The 16,591-nt window shown below is 50.9% G+C and carries 15 protein-coding genes; 7 read left to right on the top strand and 8 right to left on the bottom strand.

The window, feature by feature from the left end:
• Positions 1-4: 4 nt before the first annotated feature.
• From ACZ42L_RS10145 to ACZ42L_RS10130, 4 genes are all read right to left on the bottom strand, one after another.
• Positions 5-1,030 carry a hypothetical protein gene (locus tag ACZ42L_RS10145; RefSeq protein WP_464716020.1) on the bottom strand — a complete coding sequence of 342 codons (1,026 nt, stop codon included), beginning with the start codon at positions 1,028-1,030 and terminating at the stop codon, positions 5-7.
• 361 nt (positions 1,031-1,391) lie between these two features.
• Entirely contained in the window at positions 1,392-1,646 is a 255-nt protein-coding gene (locus tag ACZ42L_RS10140; protein ID WP_464706031.1) for a DUF2442 domain-containing protein, read from the bottom strand.
• Positions 1,643-1,864, bottom strand: a complete 222-nt coding sequence (locus tag ACZ42L_RS10135) for a DUF4160 domain-containing protein (RefSeq protein WP_464716019.1) — start codon at positions 1,862-1,864, stop codon at positions 1,643-1,645. Before ACZ42L_RS10135 ends, ACZ42L_RS10140 begins: the two co-directional genes overlap by 4 nt.
• Before the next feature lie 106 nt (positions 1,865-1,970).
• The gene (locus tag ACZ42L_RS10130; RefSeq protein WP_464706030.1) at positions 1,971-2,201 is read right to left on the bottom strand and encodes a hypothetical protein; all 231 of its coding nucleotides are present in this window, start codon (positions 2,199-2,201) and stop codon (positions 1,971-1,973) included.
• Between the two features lie 80 nt (positions 2,202-2,281).
• On the opposite strand from ACZ42L_RS10130, the gene ACZ42L_RS10125 reads away from it, so the two are divergent.
• From ACZ42L_RS10125 to ACZ42L_RS10100, 6 genes are all read left to right on the top strand, one after another.
• Positions 2,282-2,929 carry a hypothetical protein gene (locus ACZ42L_RS10125; RefSeq protein WP_464698875.1) on the top strand — a complete coding sequence of 216 codons (648 nt, stop codon included), beginning with the start codon at positions 2,282-2,284 and terminating at the stop codon, positions 2,927-2,929.
• Between the two features lie 3 nt (positions 2,930-2,932).
• Complete coding sequence (gene rpoN / locus ACZ42L_RS10120) at positions 2,933-4,423, top strand: RNA polymerase factor sigma-54 (RefSeq protein WP_464716018.1); 1,491 nt, start codon at positions 2,933-2,935, stop codon at positions 4,421-4,423.
• 53 nt (positions 4,424-4,476) lie between these two features.
• Complete coding sequence (locus tag ACZ42L_RS10115; protein ID WP_464698871.1) at positions 4,477-5,094, top strand: phosphatase PAP2 family protein; 618 nt, start codon at positions 4,477-4,479, stop codon at positions 5,092-5,094.
• Between the two features lie 16 nt (positions 5,095-5,110).
• Complete coding sequence (gene purE / locus ACZ42L_RS10110; RefSeq protein ID WP_464698869.1) at positions 5,111-5,620, top strand: 5-(carboxyamino)imidazole ribonucleotide mutase; 510 nt, start codon at positions 5,111-5,113, stop codon at positions 5,618-5,620.
• Positions 5,620-7,491: a 4-hydroxy-3-methylbut-2-en-1-yl diphosphate synthase gene (locus ACZ42L_RS10105; RefSeq protein ID WP_464716017.1), complete on the top strand. Its 1,872-nt coding sequence runs from the start codon at positions 5,620-5,622 to the stop codon at positions 7,489-7,491. Before purE ends, ACZ42L_RS10105 begins: the two co-directional genes overlap by 1 nt.
• 124 nt (positions 7,492-7,615) lie before the next feature.
• Positions 7,616-8,575: an aldo/keto reductase gene (locus tag ACZ42L_RS10100; RefSeq protein WP_464698867.1), complete on the top strand. Its 960-nt coding sequence runs from the start codon at positions 7,616-7,618 to the stop codon at positions 8,573-8,575.
• A gap of 174 nt (positions 8,576-8,749) precedes the next feature.
• Here ACZ42L_RS10100 and ACZ42L_RS10095 read toward each other — a convergent pair whose 3' ends face one another.
• Entirely contained in the window at positions 8,750-9,385 is a 636-nt protein-coding gene (locus ACZ42L_RS10095; RefSeq protein ID WP_464717003.1) for a M15 family metallopeptidase, read from the bottom strand.
• 221 nt (positions 9,386-9,606) lie between these two features.
• Between ACZ42L_RS10095 and ACZ42L_RS10090 the strand changes: the two genes are divergently transcribed.
• Positions 9,607-12,132 carry a TonB-dependent receptor gene (locus tag ACZ42L_RS10090; RefSeq protein WP_464716016.1) on the top strand — a complete coding sequence of 842 codons (2,526 nt, stop codon included), beginning with the start codon at positions 9,607-9,609 and terminating at the stop codon, positions 12,130-12,132.
• 112 nt (positions 12,133-12,244) lie between these two features.
• Here ACZ42L_RS10090 and ACZ42L_RS10085 read toward each other — a convergent pair whose 3' ends face one another.
• From ACZ42L_RS10085 to ACZ42L_RS10075, 3 genes are read right to left on the bottom strand one after another with little or no spacing between them, the layout of a single operon-like run.
• Positions 12,245-13,657: a hypothetical protein gene (locus tag ACZ42L_RS10085; protein ID WP_464716015.1), complete on the bottom strand. Its 1,413-nt coding sequence runs from the start codon at positions 13,655-13,657 to the stop codon at positions 12,245-12,247.
• Positions 13,658-13,688: 31 nt separating this feature from the next.
• Positions 13,689-15,686 (bottom strand): type IX secretion system anionic LPS delivery protein PorZ, encoded by a 1,998-nt coding sequence (gene porZ / locus ACZ42L_RS10080; RefSeq protein WP_464716014.1) that lies wholly within the window; start codon positions 15,684-15,686, stop codon positions 13,689-13,691.
• Positions 15,683-16,585, bottom strand: coding sequence for a glycosyltransferase family 2 protein (locus tag ACZ42L_RS10075; protein WP_464716013.1), 903 nt, complete (start codon positions 16,583-16,585; stop codon positions 15,683-15,685). The genes porZ and ACZ42L_RS10075 overlap by 4 nt, the downstream gene beginning before the upstream one ends.
• Positions 16,586-16,591: the final 6 nt, after the last annotated feature.

The raw sequence follows: 16,591 nt of genomic DNA, 5'->3' as shown, positions 1-16,591 counted from the left end.
CTGTTTATTTACGATTGTAACGAATGGAGATACCGCCCTGAACCAAGAAACCATGCCGATAATCGCCACCGCCATAATAGCGCGTGTCTCCATATCCCGTGCTGACGAAAGCTCCCACTATGCCGTTTACTTGGTAGTCCATGTTCAAGTGTACTTGCAAGGAATAGAGCCGCTTGGGAGTCTCCTGACTGTTCGGTTCGAAGGTTTCGACATGAAAGAATCCCACGTCACCACTCACCGTCCATCGTGGCCACAGCCTGAAATACTGCCCGATACGGTAGTAGACAGCACCCGAAAACTCCTTGTCAAGTCCCAGATAGTGAGTTCCCACACCTATTATATTATAGGTACTGTAGTTGCGGAAGCGCACCGCCACGTTCAACTTGGAGGTAGTTCCCGCAAAAACGAGGAAGTCGACACACGTCTTCGGGTTCACATTCACCAATCCTATCTTGTGGGCAATCGTATCTTGAGTATAGTTGATGATGCCTACCTGCCAACCGCGAGGGTGGCTCACCGCCACATTGAGTACACCTATCTGCGACCCGTTCAGGCTGTCGGCATAGTTATAGGGCGCTACCTGCAATCCACGCATATACCCCGAACACACATTCACAGCCCCGGCTATCTGCATCCCTTCCTTGATTCCCATAGAGATATTGGTAACGCCCGCTATCTGTGTACCCTTCATCGGCGTAGTGCTCACATTGGTAAGTCCGGCTATCTGGAAACCGGCCATGTGATGCGACACCGTCATGAGTCCGCCTACAGACAGTCCGCGCATCTCGCCGGGCACGACCGAAGAGACCAACCCTATCTGAACACCGCGCAAGGTATCTACCTTACTGAACAGTCCCAGGTTGAAATGCCCTACCAGCCGACCGTCGGTCGTATGACGATTGACGCCAAACCCTATATTCGGTATTCCCTTCTGCGCGTGCAACAACGCGGCACTACACATAAGCAGCAACAGCATCAAGCTCCTTGGAAAGGCTGCATTCAGACACCGCAAGAATAAATTGATTCGCATAACAGACTATACTTATTCCATGCAAAGTTAGTAAAGATGGTTTAGACGAAAGAACAGACGGACAGAAGTTTTTTATAAGTTCGTGAGTATATGGGGGGGTGAGTCAATAAGTTCATGAGTTATCACTCATCAACACGTTTCCCGGCCAATAATTAGGAGGATATGCAATTCACTCTCTACAAGTCAGAAACTAAATCACTCAATGACTTATAGACTTAAAATCAGCCCGAAGGACTACTTGGTCATAATCACAGGATGAAGCGGAACGTCAACCTACAGGACAAGACTGGGAAGACTAACGAGTCTGAAAGACTCTCCCCTCTCATATCACATCTTGTTGTATATTCTTCAGATGATGCTGCTATTCTACCACAGGCAGTTCATAGAGATATTCCGGAGCAAAGTCGGCACCATTCTCCCATTCTATGGTGTTGAATTTGACCGCGAACCGCTTAAACATTTCAGGGTCTCTAAGAGGTTCGAATATCTTGCCATGTAGTGAATTTGCCAAATCGACTGTTTTCTCCACATTATCGTTGAACCACAGCCTTACGCGGTAGCCTCCTACATATTCTGCTTTCACAACTTCTGTAAACATACTTCTACCTATTTTCATTTTAATGGTTCTATCTTTTCAAGTGGGTCGCCCTTGCACGCTCTCTCCCAATTAGCCATCAACTCGTCTCTATGCAAGTCGAGCCATTCAAGAATCATACGCAGGGCACGCCCTGGCATTTCACCTTTTACCACACCATCCTGTATAGAAACTATAATTTTGTAGTCACCATACCAAGCATGGAAATGAGCGGGCGCATGGTCTGCAAAATTCATCATGATAATAATTCCATAGAAGAAACTAAGTTGTGGTATATCCGTAACGTTTTTTGCAAAGATAATCTTTTCTTCCGACAAATACAAATGTCAGAGGTTTTTCCCCATATCACTGCAAAGCCTTGGCAGTGTTACTGTTCGGGCTTTGCAGCATTGCTGTTTGGCCTTTGCAGCGATGCTGCCGAGGCCTTGCAGTAATATCAAGCTGAGCTTTATACCCGTTTGCACCATCTTTGCCTGCGGCCAAGATAGGCTGCATCTCAACAAAATCAAAGTAAAACAGGAAATCATTTACTATGCGATTTGCAGCATCTTTACCTTTGGTGAAGATGCGCTGCACTCAGGAAAGTCAAAACAAAACAACGTTTTATTTTGACTTTCCATTCGTTTGCACTATCTTTGCGATAAAAAGGAAGAGAGATGACGACGCATCCTTTGTGGGAAGATACATATTGGCTGATTCTCTTGCAGCTATACCTGAAGAAACCTGTCGGCGTAAAGGCGCTTTATTCGAAGGCCTTGGTCGACGTGGGAATGGAATTGCATATACATCCGGCATATCTATACCAGCAGATGTTCCATATACGCACGCTCGACACACCGGGCATGAAAAAGCTGTGGGACACGTATGCCGTGCATCCCAAACGGTTGGCAAGAGAGGTGAAACGCCTACAGGCCATGCGTGGATTCGGACGCCCCGACGACTTTTACGAGGGGGTGGGTATCCACGAAACTTTCGAGACCGACTTCAGACCTGTTGCAGCCGACAGTCCGCTGACGCCTGCCATGCTCATCATGACGCTCGACCTCTACTTCCGACTCACACCCATTACGATGGTGGAAGAGACGCCCGAAGTGGCCGAACTGGCCACCCTCATGGGCATAGACGCACGACATGTGGTGGAAGCAATGGAGGCTTTCCAGCTCTGCGACCCTTATCTTTCCAGGCCTCAACAGCCACATGCACTGCTCGAACCATGCCGACGTGTGTGGAACAGATATGGCAACGGTAATCCGGAGGAACTCTCGTCGATGGCCGCACAGCTGTCAGCGTATTTCAAAGAATAGTCTATGGCACAGAAACTCGTACAGACCCAACAACAGAAACTGGCACAGATACAGCGATTGTCGCAACAGCAGATGCTCAACGTGCATCTGTTGGAGATGCCATTGACCGAACTGGAAGAGAGCGTGAATGCCGAGCTGGACGATAATCCTGCACTCGAAAAAGGCGACGAAGAGATGGGTGAGACCAACGTGGACGAGCGTCTCGACGCTCAGGATGAGGACTTCGATACAGAGAACGAGCGCGAGGAGCGACAGGACGCGCTCGATGCCGCACTCGAAAACATCGGTCGCGACGACGAGATGCCGCAGACTTACAGTGGCAGCAACAATCAGAATGCTGACTACGAAGAAATGGTCTACGGCGATACCACGTCGTTCTACGACAAGCTGAAAGAGCAAATGGGCATGATGGAACTGTCGGAACAGGATGCCGAAGTGATGGAATATCTCATCGGAAGCCTAGACGACGACGGACTGCTACGCAAGGAGCTGGACAGCATCTGCGACGAACTGGCCATCTACCATAATATAGATATACCCGAACAGGAGGCGGAACGACTGCTCGGACAGCTTCAGACGATGGATCCGGCGGGCATCGGAGCGCGCTCGCTACAGGAATGTCTGCTGCTACAGATAGACCGCAAGCCCGACAACAAGCTCAAGGAATACATGCAACGCGTGGTCAACGACTACTTCGAAGAGTTCACGCGCAAGCATTGGGACAAGATTCAGAGCCAACTGGGACTAAGCGATATACAGACCGAGACACTGCATCGGGAGCTGGTGAGGCTCAATCCGAAGCCCGGAGCATCGCTCGGTGAGACCGAGGGACGAAGCGTACACCAGATAACCCCCGACTTCATCGTCGACACAGCCGATGACGGCAGCGTGAGTTTCTCGCTGAACAGGGGAAACATCCCGGAACTGCATGTATCGGAATCGTTTGCCAATATGATGGCAACCTACAAGAACAACAAGGGCGGAATGAACCGCCAGATGAAAGAGGCACTACTCTATGCCAAGGGAAAAGTGGACAAGGCACAGGGATTTATCGAAGCCGTGAAGCAGCGACAGCACACCCTCACCGTCACCATGAAGGCTATCATCGACTGGCAACACAAGTTTTTCGAAGACGGAGACGAGGCCGACCTACGCCCGATGATTCTCAAGGACATTGCCGACAAGACGGGACTGGACATCTCTACCATCAGCCGTGTGAGCAATGTGAAGTATGCCCAGACGCGATGGGGAACATTTCCGCTGCGCCATTTCTTCACCGACAGCTACACCACCGAGGACGGTGAGGAAATGTCTACACGCAAAATCAAGCTGGCCCTTAAGGAAATTATCGACAAGGAAGACAAGCGCAAGCCCATGAGCGACGACTTGCTGACGGCCGAGATGAAGAAGATAGGCTATCCGATAGCACGCCGAACGGTGGCCAAGTACCGTGAACAGATGGGCTTGCCCGTGGCAAGGCTGCGCAAGGCGTAGCTGCCCGACAGGCCATTGGCAACGAACAGACGATTTAAGATAAACTATAGACAATGAAAGAAAAAGACCTTATAACGGCTGCGAGAATCATCAGCATCATCTTCTCGCCTTTCTATCTGCCACTATTGGGACTGGTAGCGCTCTTCGTGTTCAGCTATCTGAGCATGCTTCCGCTGTCGTACAAGCTCTCGGTCCTGGCGATGGTCTATCTCTTTACCATCCTGACGCCCACGCTGCTCATACACATGTATCGCCGTTATCATGGCTGGACACTCATCGAACTGGGTGCCCGCGAGCGACGCATGGTGCCCTATGTCATTTCCATCCTGTGCTACTTTGCCTGTTACTATCTGATGAATCTGCTCCATGTACCCCACTTCATGGGTGGTATTCTGGTAGCGGCACTCGTCATTCAGATTATCTGCGCCCTCATCAACGTATGGTGGAAGATTTCCACCCATGCCGTAGCAAGTGGCGGACTGGCCGGTGCGCTGATGGCCTTTGCGCTCATCTTCGAGTTCAATCCCGTATGGTGGCTGTGCCTGGTGATGATATTGGCCGGGCTGGTGGGCACAAGTCGCATGATTCTGCGGCAGCACACATTGGCCCAAATCGTTGCGGGCTTCTTCTTAGGATTATTATTGGCGTTTGTCGCCATAGCGATTATATAATTAAACATCCATCTATATGAAACCTATTGTGAGTATTATCATGGGCAGCACAAGCGACCTGCCCGTCATGGAAAAAGCTTGTAAATGGCTCGAAAGTCAAGAGATTCCCTTCGAAGTAAATGCCCTTTCGGCTCATAGGACACCCGCAGCGGTAGAAGCTTTTGCCAAAGGTGCTCGCGAACGCGGTATCAAAGTCATCATAGCAGCAGCCGGCATGTCGGCCGCCTTGCCCGGCGTCATAGCAGCATCTACCCCACTTCCCGTCATCGGAGTGCCTATCAAAGGCATGCTCGACGGGCTTGATGCCATGCTTTCCATTATACAGATGCCCCCCGGAATACCCGTGGCTACGGTGGGAGTGAACGCTGCCCAGAACGCAGCCATCCTTGCAGCACAGATTATTGCAGTCTCCGACGCCGACATGGCAGCCAAGGTTGATGCCTGGAAAGCGTCTCTCGGACAGAAGATAGAGAAGGCCAATGCAGAACTGGCAGATATAAAGGACTATAAGTTCAAGACCAACTAATGACTGATTTATTCAATTATCAACGGCGCAACACATCTGTTGTGCATATCGGAGCTATCGACATGGGTGGCGAAAACCCCGTCCGCGTGCAGTCGATGACGACCACCAACACCAACGATACCGACGCATGTGTGGAGCAAGCTGAGCGTATCATCCGTGCCGGAGGCGAACTTGTGCGCCTCACTACACAAGGTTCGAAGGAGGCAGAAAACCTCAAAAACATCAATGCCGGCATTCGCTCGCATGGCTACAGCACACCGCTTGTGGCCGATGTACACTTCAATCCCAACGTGGCCGACGTAGCTGCGCACTATGCAGAGAAGGTAAGAGTGAATCCGGGAAACTATGTCGACCCTGCCCGCAAGTTCATCAAGCAGGAATATACTGACGAAGAATACGCACAGGAGTTGAAGAAGATAGAAGACAGATTCGTACCGTTCCTCAACATCTGTAAGGAAAACCACACGGCAGTCCGCATCGGTGTGAACCACGGCTCGCTCTCCGACCGCATCCGCAATCGCTATGGCGACACGCCCGAAGGCATCGTGGAGAGCTGCATGGAGTTTCTCCGCATCTGCAAGAAAGAAAATTTCAGCGACGTGGTTATCTCCATCAAGGCATCCAACACGGTAGTGATGGTGCGCAGTATGCGCCTTCTGGTCGACACGATGGACCGCGAAGACATGCACTATCCACTGCATCTGGGCGTGACCGAAGCCGGCGAAGGCGAAGACGGGCGCATCAAGAGCGCAGTAGGAATAGGGGCTTTACTGGCCGACGGCATCGGTGATACCGTGCGCGTATCGCTCAGCGAAGAACCCGAATGCGAGATTCCGGTGGCCCGACATCTGGTAGATTACCTCGGAAAGCACAGCGGTCACATGCTCATTCCGGCCGAACCGTATGCCGGTTTCGACTGGTTGCACCCCGAACGTCGCCGTACTAAGGCCGTACACCACGTGGGTGGCACGCAAGTTCCAGTGGTTATCGCTAACCAAGGCAACGACGACAGCCGCAACGAACAGACTCCTTCGCAGCGTCCCGACTACATCTATGCCGGCACAGCACTGCCCGACAAGCCCTTCCCCGGACAGCACTACATCCTCGATTTCAACGCCTATGCCGAGCTGGCCAGCCAAGGTGGCGACGTTTCCCACGTCTTCCCCATCTTCCCGGTAAGCGCCATGCCGTTCGTAGGACAGATTTCTGCCCCACTCAAATTCCTCGTTCTGCAATTCGGCAGTCCCACAGAAGAATACCTGGCATGCCTCAAGAACCATCCGGAAGTGGTCGTGGTATGCGTTTCCAACCACCAAAACCGACTGGGAGAGCAGCGTGCCCTGGTACACGAAATGATGAATGCCGGCGTGCAGAATCCCGTGGTCTTCGCTCAGATGTATCGCCATTCGCAGACAGAGAGAAGCGAACTGCAACTCGAAGCGGCTGCCGACATGGGCGCACTGATGATAGACGGGCTAACCGACGGTATCTGGCTGATGAACGACGGCGACATTCCGCAGAGCTTCATCGACCAGACTGCCTACGGCATCTTGCAGGCTTCGCGCCTTCGCACCACCCGCACAGAGTACATCAGTTGTCCCGGATGTGGCCGAACCCTATACAACCTACAGCAGACCATCGCCCGAATACGCGAGGCAACAAAAGACATGAAGGGCCTCAAAATAGGCATCATGGGATGTATTGTGAACGGTCCGGGCGAGATGGCCGATGCCGATTACGGATACGTAGGAGCAGGTCCGGGCAAGGTTTCGCTCTATCGCCGACAGGAATGTGTGGAAAAGAACATCCCGCAAGAGGTGGCCGTAGAGCATCTTCTCAGACTGATAGAGAGCGATAAGAAACTGCTTTAGATGGGGGGTGAGGAGTGAGGGATGAGAGATTGGCACTGATCTACAGGGCAATCATCTCTCTTCCCCCACCCTACAACCAATAAACCATCACCCCATCATCACTAATCTATAATCCAAACTAATCATGAACATCAAACAACGTTACACAGCTGCGGAAGGCCGCTACGAGCATTCCGACACACTCTATGCACGCTGTGGCGCCACAGGCGTGAAACTTCCGCGTATCTCGCTGGGTTTCTGGCATAATTTCGGGGGTGTAGACCCTTACGAGCGCAGCCGAGCCATCACACACTACGCATTCGACCACGGCATCACACACTTCGATTTGGCCAACAACTACGGTCCTCCTTACGGCACGGCCGAGGAGACGATGGGGCGTCTGATGGACGATGATTTCCGCCCATACCGCGACGAACTCTTCATATCTTCGAAAGCCGGATACGACATGTGGCCCGGTCCTTACGGCGAATGGGGTTCGCGCAAGTATCTCATGGCGAGCATCGACCAGAGTCTCCGACGCATGAAACTGGACTATGTAGACCTTTTCTACAGTCACCGATTCGACCCGGAGACCCCCATCGAGGAAACCCTACAGGCCTTGGTAGATATCGTACGTGCAGGAAAAGCGCTCTATGTAGGCATCAGCCGTTGGCCACTGGAGGCACTGCAGAAGGCCGACAAATATCTGCGCGAGCGCGATGTGCCCCTGCTTATCTATCAGGACTGCCTGAATATGATTAACCGTAAGCCCATAGAAGAAGGGCAGTTGGAATATTGCCGTACCCACGGTATCGGCTTCATCAGCTTCTCGCCACTGGCTCAAGGACTGCTGACCAACCGCTATCTCGACGGCATACCTACCGACAGCCGTATGGCTCGCCACACATCGCTGCCCGAAGAGCGGCTCACCCCCGAACTGCTGGCACAGCTCAGGACATGGAATACCGAGGCCGAAACAGCCGGACACACCCTTGCAGAGAAAGCCCTGCGCTGGGTATTGGAGCAACAAGGCGTGACGAGCGTACTCGTCGGAGCTAGTTCGGTAGCCCAGCTGGCACAGAATATGAAGTGTGTCGAAGACTAACCGAAGACACTTTTCAAGTTGTAAACTTATTACCCCATTTTAGTGCAAAGGCCTTGCAGCGATGCTGCAAGGCCTTTGCTGTTTTGCTGTCAAGCCTCGGCAGCATCGCTGCGAAGCCTTTGCAGAAAATCAAGGGCGGCGCACCGTGAATCTCATCACGCCACACCCACCCCGTTACTTGATAACCTGATAGGAACGTTTGGCCTCAGCCCGGCTCTTAAAGTTGAAATGCCACCACTCCGTGCGCAACCCCCTGAAGCCGGCATGGCGCATCACCTGTCGCAACAACCGCCTGTTGTCGCGTGCCCTGCTACTTATCTTGCGGGCAGCCACCAGGGCATCTTCGCGGTCTATGTGGGCTGCCGTGCCCATGTAGTCTATCTTCGTACCCATGTCGAGCGTGTCGCCACGCGCATTGCAGAGCGTGATATCGACCGCCAGTCCGTAGTTGTGCAGCCCACCGCCATGTGCCGGATTGCTCACATAGATGTCCTTCGATGTGTTCTTCACACAGTCCCACATCTTCTGCTGAATGCTCATGGGGCGCGCCGCGTCGTACACCTTGAGCGACAGGTCGGGGCGCAACTGTTTCAGACGTCGCTGTGCACGCCCCAGCGCTGTAGCCGCTTCCGGATGCAAATAGGCCTCGCGCAGGTCGTCGTAAAGCACGCGGCCCGTGAAATTATCGGCACGCGCATACATCAGGCTCACCTGTATCGTAGGTTCAACCTGTTTCACATTCACGTAACCACGGCGCTCCAGACTCTTGGCCGTGGGACTGAGCTGCTGCGCCGAAGCCACTACCGACATGGCAGTCAGCCACAATATCAATATCATGCGATTCGTCTTCATACGGCAAAGGTAAACAATTCTGCCCAGAAGCAGCCCTCTGTGCCATGTAATACTTACTTATAATGCCCGAAATCGTGGTCGGACAGGAATTCCAAAAATGTTTACCTACTTTTAAGTATTGTTAATATATAAAACTAAATGTAATTTTGCAACCACAAAAGAACAGTAACCGTAAGAACATGAAAAGAATGTATTTTGTAGCACTTTTCGCCCTCATGGCAGTGCTACATTGCGTGGCTCAAGATACTGACGCCATGCTTTTTGGTGATGTAAAGAGCATCGTGACAGGCAAGCACCTGCCCTATGCTACCATCAGAGTGAAAGGAACAAAACTTCGGACAGCCACCGATGCAACGGGACATTATAAATTGGCCAACCTGCCTCTGGGCAAGCAGACCATCGTTGCCAGCTGCATGGGCTACAAGGAAGAGGAAATAGAGGTGACTATGGTACGCGGAAAAGGTACTGAGGCCTACTTCCTGCTCGACGAAGACGCGCTGAACCTGAACCAGGTAGTAGTGACGGGGACACGTACGCAACACTATGTGAAGAACGTGCCTATCCGTACCGAAGTGGTTACATCGCGCGCACTGACCAACAAGAATGCCAGCAACATTTTCGAAGCATTGGAGGGTCTGCCTGGCATTCGCGTAGAGCAGCAGTGCCAATTCTGCAACTTCTCCATGGTACGTATGCAGGGTTTGGGTGCAGAGCACACACAGGTATTGGTCGACGGCGAACCCGTCTACTCCGGACTGGCAGGCGTCTATGGTCTCCAGCAGATGGGAACAGACGATATAGACCGCATCGAAGTGGTGAAGGGAGCAGGTTCGGCACTCTACGGAAGCAGTGCCGTGGCCGGTGCTATCAACCTCATTTCTAAAGAACCCACATACGAACCCACGCTCAAGGCCGACCTGCAAATGGGTAACTGGGGCTTCAAGCGATTCAATACTTGGGCCTCGATGCGTAAGAACAACATCGGTCTGAGCATCTTTGCACAGCGTCTCGAAAGCAACGCTGTGGACTATACGGGCGAAGGACTCACCCTGAAAGAAATCAAACAGAAAGACGGTGTATCCGACCGCGTGAACAGCAAGACCACCAATCTGGGCTTCAACCTCTACTTCTACAGTCCGTTTGCCAAGAACGACAAGCTCATCCTGCGCGGTAAGTCGATGAGTGAGCAGCGTTTTGGCGGTACGATGACCGACGACATATATCTCAACCCCTACACAGAAGGAACTGAGAACATCAACACCAACCGTCTGACGGCTGACTTGGCTTATACCTTGCCCCTCGGCTCGAAGTCTGAACTGAACTACTCGGCAGCCTACGTGTATCACAAGCGCAACGCTACCAACGACACATTCCTGGGCAGCTACAAGGAGACCCACGACGATGCACTGCCCGACGTAGACCTGATGCGCCCCTATCTGGCACGTGAGAACACGTTCACAACGTCGCTCACATTCAGTACCAAGCTCGGCAATCACAACCTACTCGTAGGTACACAGGCCTATATCACACGTCTGCGCGAGACCGGTCTCTACTGTATCACAGGCGAACCTACCGATGCTTACTACGGCACAGCCTATACATCTGTAGGTAAGAAGCATGCCAACGAATTCGGATTCTTCGCACAAGACGAGTGGAACATCACTCCCCAGTTGAGCGTCGTACCCGGTATTCGTCTCGATACCCACAACTCCGGCGAGGAATACACAGCCAGCAAGAAGGTGTTCGACGGCAACTTCCCCACCACAAAGTTCAACGAGACCAGCGTCAGCCCACGTATGGCGGTGAAATATGAAGTAAACAAGAGCTTGGTATTGCGTGCCAACTTCGGCACAGGATTCCGTGCTCCCTACGGTTTCTCAGAAGATTTGCACCTTTGTTCGGGTTCGCCCCGCGTGTGGAAATCGTCTGAACTGAAGGCTGAAAAATCTGTAAGTTTCAACTTCTCGGCCGACTATTACGGCAAGAACTACCAGCTCACAGCCAACATCTTCCGCACCAATCTGAAGAACAAGATTGCTTTCGGCGATGCCGACGAGAAGGTGAAAGGTCTCGGCTACACCTATCAGTGGGAGAACAAGGGCGATGCTTACGTACAGGGGTTGGAACTTGGAGCAAAAATCAACGTCTTGAAAGATTTGGCACTGGGCCTGAACTGGACCTTCAACAAGGGCGAGTATAAAGATGTACGCGACGACTGGGCGTACGACGGAATCGTAGAAGGACTCAACGAAGAGCTGAAAAAGGCTACCGCAGATGGTAAGGCCGACAAGATTAAACAGGCTCAGGACAACCTGAAGAAAGTGACCGACAACGAGGCAACATTCAAGCAATACGAGGCCGACAGCAAGAAAATATCTCGCTTCCCCAACATGACGGGCGACTTCTCACTGGAATATACTCCCGGCACATGGACCTTCACGCTCACCAGCACACTGCAAGGCAAGATGTATATCGACTACATGGCCGAAGCAGGTATACAGGATTCGAAAATCAAGAAAACCAATACCTTCATGCTGTTCAACTGCCGCGTGGCTAAGAAAGTGGGCAAACTGTTCACCATCTACGCCGGCGGAAAGAACATCTTCAGCTACTTGCAGGACGAGAAGCATCTCGACGATGCAGCCTTCATGTATGCTCCAGTCTATGGCGCAACATGGTATGGCGGTGTAAGTATAACTCTCTAATTTTATTGATATGCACCAGTCGTGGTGCAACAAGTAAGGGATTATCATTTGCGACGAATGATAATCCCTTTTGCTTTTGTGTCCAGCGTACTGTGGAGGAAATTTAAGACAACTATCTGGACGCCACACTGATACTTTCTCCATCGTAGATAAGCACACACCGATAGCCCTCCCGGCGTGCCTGTTTCACTAATCGGGGAATGGCAGCAATGTCCTTGCGCTGCAACGATGTATCTCTCCACGTCTGCGGCCATCGGTATCCACTTGCATGTTGGGCAGCATTACCCCATCCGAAAGCCTTTGCCGGTGGCACTACAAACGACGAATAGCTCGCTACGGTATCTTCCAACGTAATGCTATAAACACTGTCGACAGGCGTGTTGAGTAGTCGCAGCGTGTTCTCCCCCATGCGTTGAGCCATGAATCCCGACGCCCGTGCAGCCTCCCAATGAGAAGTCGCAATGGCAAAGACAGCCACCATATATAATATAAAGAATGACATGATACGTCGGCTGAGTATCATCTTGTTCAGCAGAAAGGCCACCAAAAGAGCTTCCAGACCCAAAGAAGCATAGGCGTGCATGACTGTAAAGAGGGTTGCCAAATGGATGGAAGCACCTATAAGAATACAGACAATCAAGGTCCAGAAAGCCCGTTCCCGCCAATAACAATACTTCGAAACAAACAAAGACAGACAGAAAGGCATGGCAAGCAGGAAGGTGACGACGGCTCTGACCATACCGAAAGGCGTGCGCTGTACGATACCTACATAATCGGTAGGAATACATGTGAGGGCCAAAAACTTGGCAATGTTCTTGAATTTTGCTGCAAACGTGAGGTTATAGTATTCTTCATTGGCGTATATAGGATTATCAGGCAGCGACAATCTGGCGATACCATATATTGCAACACATGCCAATGCAAGCGAAACAAACCAATAGAGGCGGCGCAAAGACAACCGACAGAATCCCCATGCAAACAATGGAATAATGGCAAACCACAGCACCCCGTTTTCCTTGGAGAACATGGCCAGGAAACAACATATAACATAGCTGACGATACGCACGATTCCCTGACACCGCAAGAACAGCCAAAGACCGACCAATCCCCATAAGGCAGAGTAGGTTTGATTGATGGAATCAATATCCAACACCGTCCCCAACATTGCGGGAGCAAGGTAGAAGAACAGTGTCGCCATATTAGCTGGCGACTCTTTTATCTTCAGTTCACGGCATATAAGAAATACACATATAGCAGCCAACGTATGTCCTGAAAGAATTAAAAAATGGTTGAATGCAGGAAAAAGATGGTAGTTTAAACCCAACACACAACCCATCAACGCATCAAACGGCCGCCAATAGACACCCACAGGAACAATAACCTCTGACAGCGGACCAGTATAGGGAGTCGTCAGATATGTCCAATCATCGAAAGTGGGTTGCAGCTGTAGCAATGCCCATAAGGCTATCGGGAAAAAGCATAGAATAAAAACGATTGCCCAATGCGTATGTAAAAATTGTCGCATAGTGTTTTGTAGACGGTATCAAAAAAAACAATTAATTCACGATGGCAATCTTGCATACCGTCCCTTTATCACCATCGCGCGTAGCTGTTTGTACCATATATATACCGCTGGGTACACGCTTTCCGTTAGGTCCGGTGCCGTCCCAAACAAACGTTCCACCATTGCTGCGCCCCTGTTTCACCAAATATCCGGCTGCCGACACTATCTTCACATCGGCATCATAGGTCAGGCCTACCACCGTGATAGGACCGGTATAGTCCGGTCGGACAGGATTCGGATAGGCATAGACAGTCTCATCAGTCATGGTATCGGCACTCTTGGTAGCATCGCTCTGATACGAACAAAGCCCCTTGGATGTACCGAAATACACCTCACCGGAGACTTCGTTGATGGCTATACTTTGCACGATATCGGACAGAAGCGGACTGTTGGCCGCCGTGAAATGCTTTATCTCGGTCTGATTGTCGGTACTGATGAGATAGACACCACTGCCGTTTGTGCCGAACCACTTGCGCCCAGCACCGTCTACTGCCATCGAAAGTATATCGACACCACTCAATAAATAAGACGCAAGGTTAGTACCGTCGTTGCGTGCCACCTTCACCTGTGTAAACGTATTCCCACCCTCTGCTATCTCGGCAGCAGAGAGATAAGCCGGTCCGACACTTGTACCTATCCATATATTTTTCTCCAAATCCTCCGCCACACAGCGTACATAAGATACATGGAGCAACATTCCATCCTGATTGTTAATGGTAGGATAGGTCTTAATGGCATCGGTAGAAGTCTGATAGCAAGCTAATGCGGGCACACGATAGAAGTTGTTGACAAACCACATGAGCCCTCGGCTATCAAACATGACACCCGACATATTCTCCCAAGACCGATTGTCATAGACCATCAGCTCTTGATGGAAGAAAGAATTCCATGTATTGTCTGATTTTAATTGGAGGATAGACGTGGATGGGCTGATGCTGTTCATGACCCACAAATTACCAGCTTTGTCATGGCTAAGTCCGGTTGTCACTACGTAATCTAAATTATTATTACCTACCGTGGAAGCCGTCTGCAAAGGGCTATTATGAAGAGAATACTCCTTCACCATCTTGTTGTCGAGATATTCATACAATCCTGTTTGTCCACAGGCAAACACATGATTCTCATTATTCGGGTCTACACTCAATGCCTCAAAGTTCACAAATACGTGGTTCAATGATGCCGGCTTCTCATCGGTTACGGTCCAATCAGTGCCGTTAAAAGTCTGAATAACAGCTGGAAGATTATCTACATAACCCGGAACAGAATAGAGTTTGCCATGCTTAAAGACCAAAAAGCCGAAGTCATTATACTTAGGTCCGCCAGGTTTCAACTGCTTTACTTGGGCCAGCAGAGTGGCGTCGAGCGATTTTGGACGGACGGTATAATCGCCTACTCTGCTCCACAAAGCCTTGTCGAGCAGATTACTTGAAAGGTCAGCTGCATAGAGTCCCTGCGTGTCGGAGGCCGCATAAAACTTGCCACCAGCAATATATGTATAGTTAATACGGAACCCAAGATTGTAGGTTTCAGCTATCACGGCATCGCTCATATTCACCTTGACCACCCCGAAACCGGTAGAGAGATAGGCAAACTTGCCGTTTATGTCGACCCCATAGACGGTCTTGTCGCCGGTAACATTGGCATTGTAATAACCTAATATATTAGTCACTTGCCCATCAGCAGAGAGCAAATCTATATTCCCATCGGTATAGACGATGATGAGTCGACGGGCAGATTGTGACCAGGCTATGAACGAAATATCCGCACCGCTCAACCCATTGGTCTTGTCATAGAGTTGCAGACTTTGGTCGTTCTTATTATAGGTGTACAGACTTTTCGATGCCAACACATAGAGCAGATTGCCCCCCTGCTGCACGTCGGTAATATCGTAGTAAGCGCGATGGGCTTTCCACGTACCTACAGGCGCGGCCTGCAAAGTGGCATAAGCGACGAGAAAGAGAGTCACCAAACTGAATATTCGCTGTTTCATACGGCTTCTTTTGGGTTGATAAGGCAAGCTAAAAAGAGCAGCTTGTACACATTAAACAGAAAAATGCTGGAATTATTGCCTTCTAACCGACGTTTAATAGAAGCTCCGAAGACATGATACAACCACCGCGAAAAGCCATGCAACCTCAACCGCCGAAGCAAACCTACTGCACGGAGCAAGGAAGAATAGTCCTGCAACTGATGACGATGACTGCTCAATACACGCAAAGACTGCTCCGTTTTCTGCACAAACAAGGCATTCGACTCGAAGTCGTCGAGCAACACAGGATTGTCGATATGCACGATAGTAAACCCTTGCTGCTGTGCCATCTTGCCAAACAGCACATCTTCATAACCGTAAATATGAATGCTTTCATCAAACGGACACAGCTCGGCTGCCGCACGGCGAACAAGGAAGTTGGTGCTGCGGAATTGTCGGAAACCATAGCGTTGCCGTCTTTCTGCGGTATGCTTATGTTCCGACTGTTTCTCGTAGAGCCAACGAAGATTGCCTCGCCACACGGCGGCACTGCCTCCAATGGCGATTCCTCCCACTGCAATATCGGCCTGAGCAGACAGATACTGCGCGATGAAATGGGGATTGTCGAGCGACAAATCGCCGTCGATAAACAGCAAGAAGGGGTAATGCGACTGGCTGACCAGGAAATTCCGGATACCCGAACGCCCACGATTGGTCTCGCATTCTATATAAGATACATGGTCTAACTGACGAATGGAGCGGTTGACCTCCACCATGCTGCGGTCTGTGGAAGCATCGTCGGCCACCAGAATCTCAAACGTCAGCGCACGAATGGCAACACATTGAGCATACAATGCGGCCACCAAGCGCGTGCAGTGACAGTTGTAGGTGGGCAGAAGTATGGACAGCTGCGTTATCAAGCCCAA

The organism is Prevotella mikamonis, from assembly GCF_055381405.1.
The sequence above is the reverse complement of the archived record's forward strand: the minus strand, read 5'-3'. Positions and strand labels throughout refer to the sequence as shown.

Bases quoted from the DNA above. Each gene is read 5' to 3' on its own strand.
- ACZ42L_RS10135 (WP_464716019.1), bottom strand. From the start codon at position 1,864: ATGATGAATTTTGCAGACCATGCGCCCGCTCATTTCCATGCTTGGTAT.
- ACZ42L_RS10145 (WP_464716020.1), bottom strand. From the start codon at position 1,030: ATGCGAATCAATTTATTCTTGCGGTGTCTGAATGCAGCCTTTCCAAGG.
- ACZ42L_RS10115 (WP_464698871.1), top strand. From the start codon at position 4,477: ATGAAAGAAAAAGACCTTATAACGGCTGCGAGAATCATCAGCATCATC.
- ACZ42L_RS10085 (WP_464716015.1), bottom strand. From the start codon at position 13,657: ATGCGACAATTTTTACATACGCATTGGGCAATCGTTTTTATTCTATGC.
- ACZ42L_RS10095 (WP_464717003.1), bottom strand. From the start codon at position 9,385: ATGTCGGTAGTGGCTTCGGCGCAGCAGCTCAGTCCCACGGCCAAGAGT.
- ACZ42L_RS10125 (WP_464698875.1), top strand. From the start codon at position 2,282: ATGACGACGCATCCTTTGTGGGAAGATACATATTGGCTGATTCTCTTG.
- porZ (WP_464716014.1), bottom strand. From the start codon at position 15,686: ATGAAACAGCGAATATTCAGTTTGGTGACTCTCTTTCTCGTCGCTTAT.
- ACZ42L_RS10140 (WP_464706031.1), bottom strand. From the start codon at position 1,646: ATGAAAATAGGTAGAAGTATGTTTACAGAAGTTGTGAAAGCAGAATAT.
- rpoN (WP_464716018.1), top strand. From the start codon at position 2,933: ATGGCACAGAAACTCGTACAGACCCAACAACAGAAACTGGCACAGATA.
- purE (WP_464698869.1), top strand. From the start codon at position 5,111: ATGAAACCTATTGTGAGTATTATCATGGGCAGCACAAGCGACCTGCCC.
- ACZ42L_RS10105 (WP_464716017.1), top strand. From the start codon at position 5,620: ATGACTGATTTATTCAATTATCAACGGCGCAACACATCTGTTGTGCAT.
- ACZ42L_RS10090 (WP_464716016.1), top strand. From the start codon at position 9,607: ATGAAAAGAATGTATTTTGTAGCACTTTTCGCCCTCATGGCAGTGCTA.
- ACZ42L_RS10100 (WP_464698867.1), top strand. From the start codon at position 7,616: ATGAACATCAAACAACGTTACACAGCTGCGGAAGGCCGCTACGAGCAT.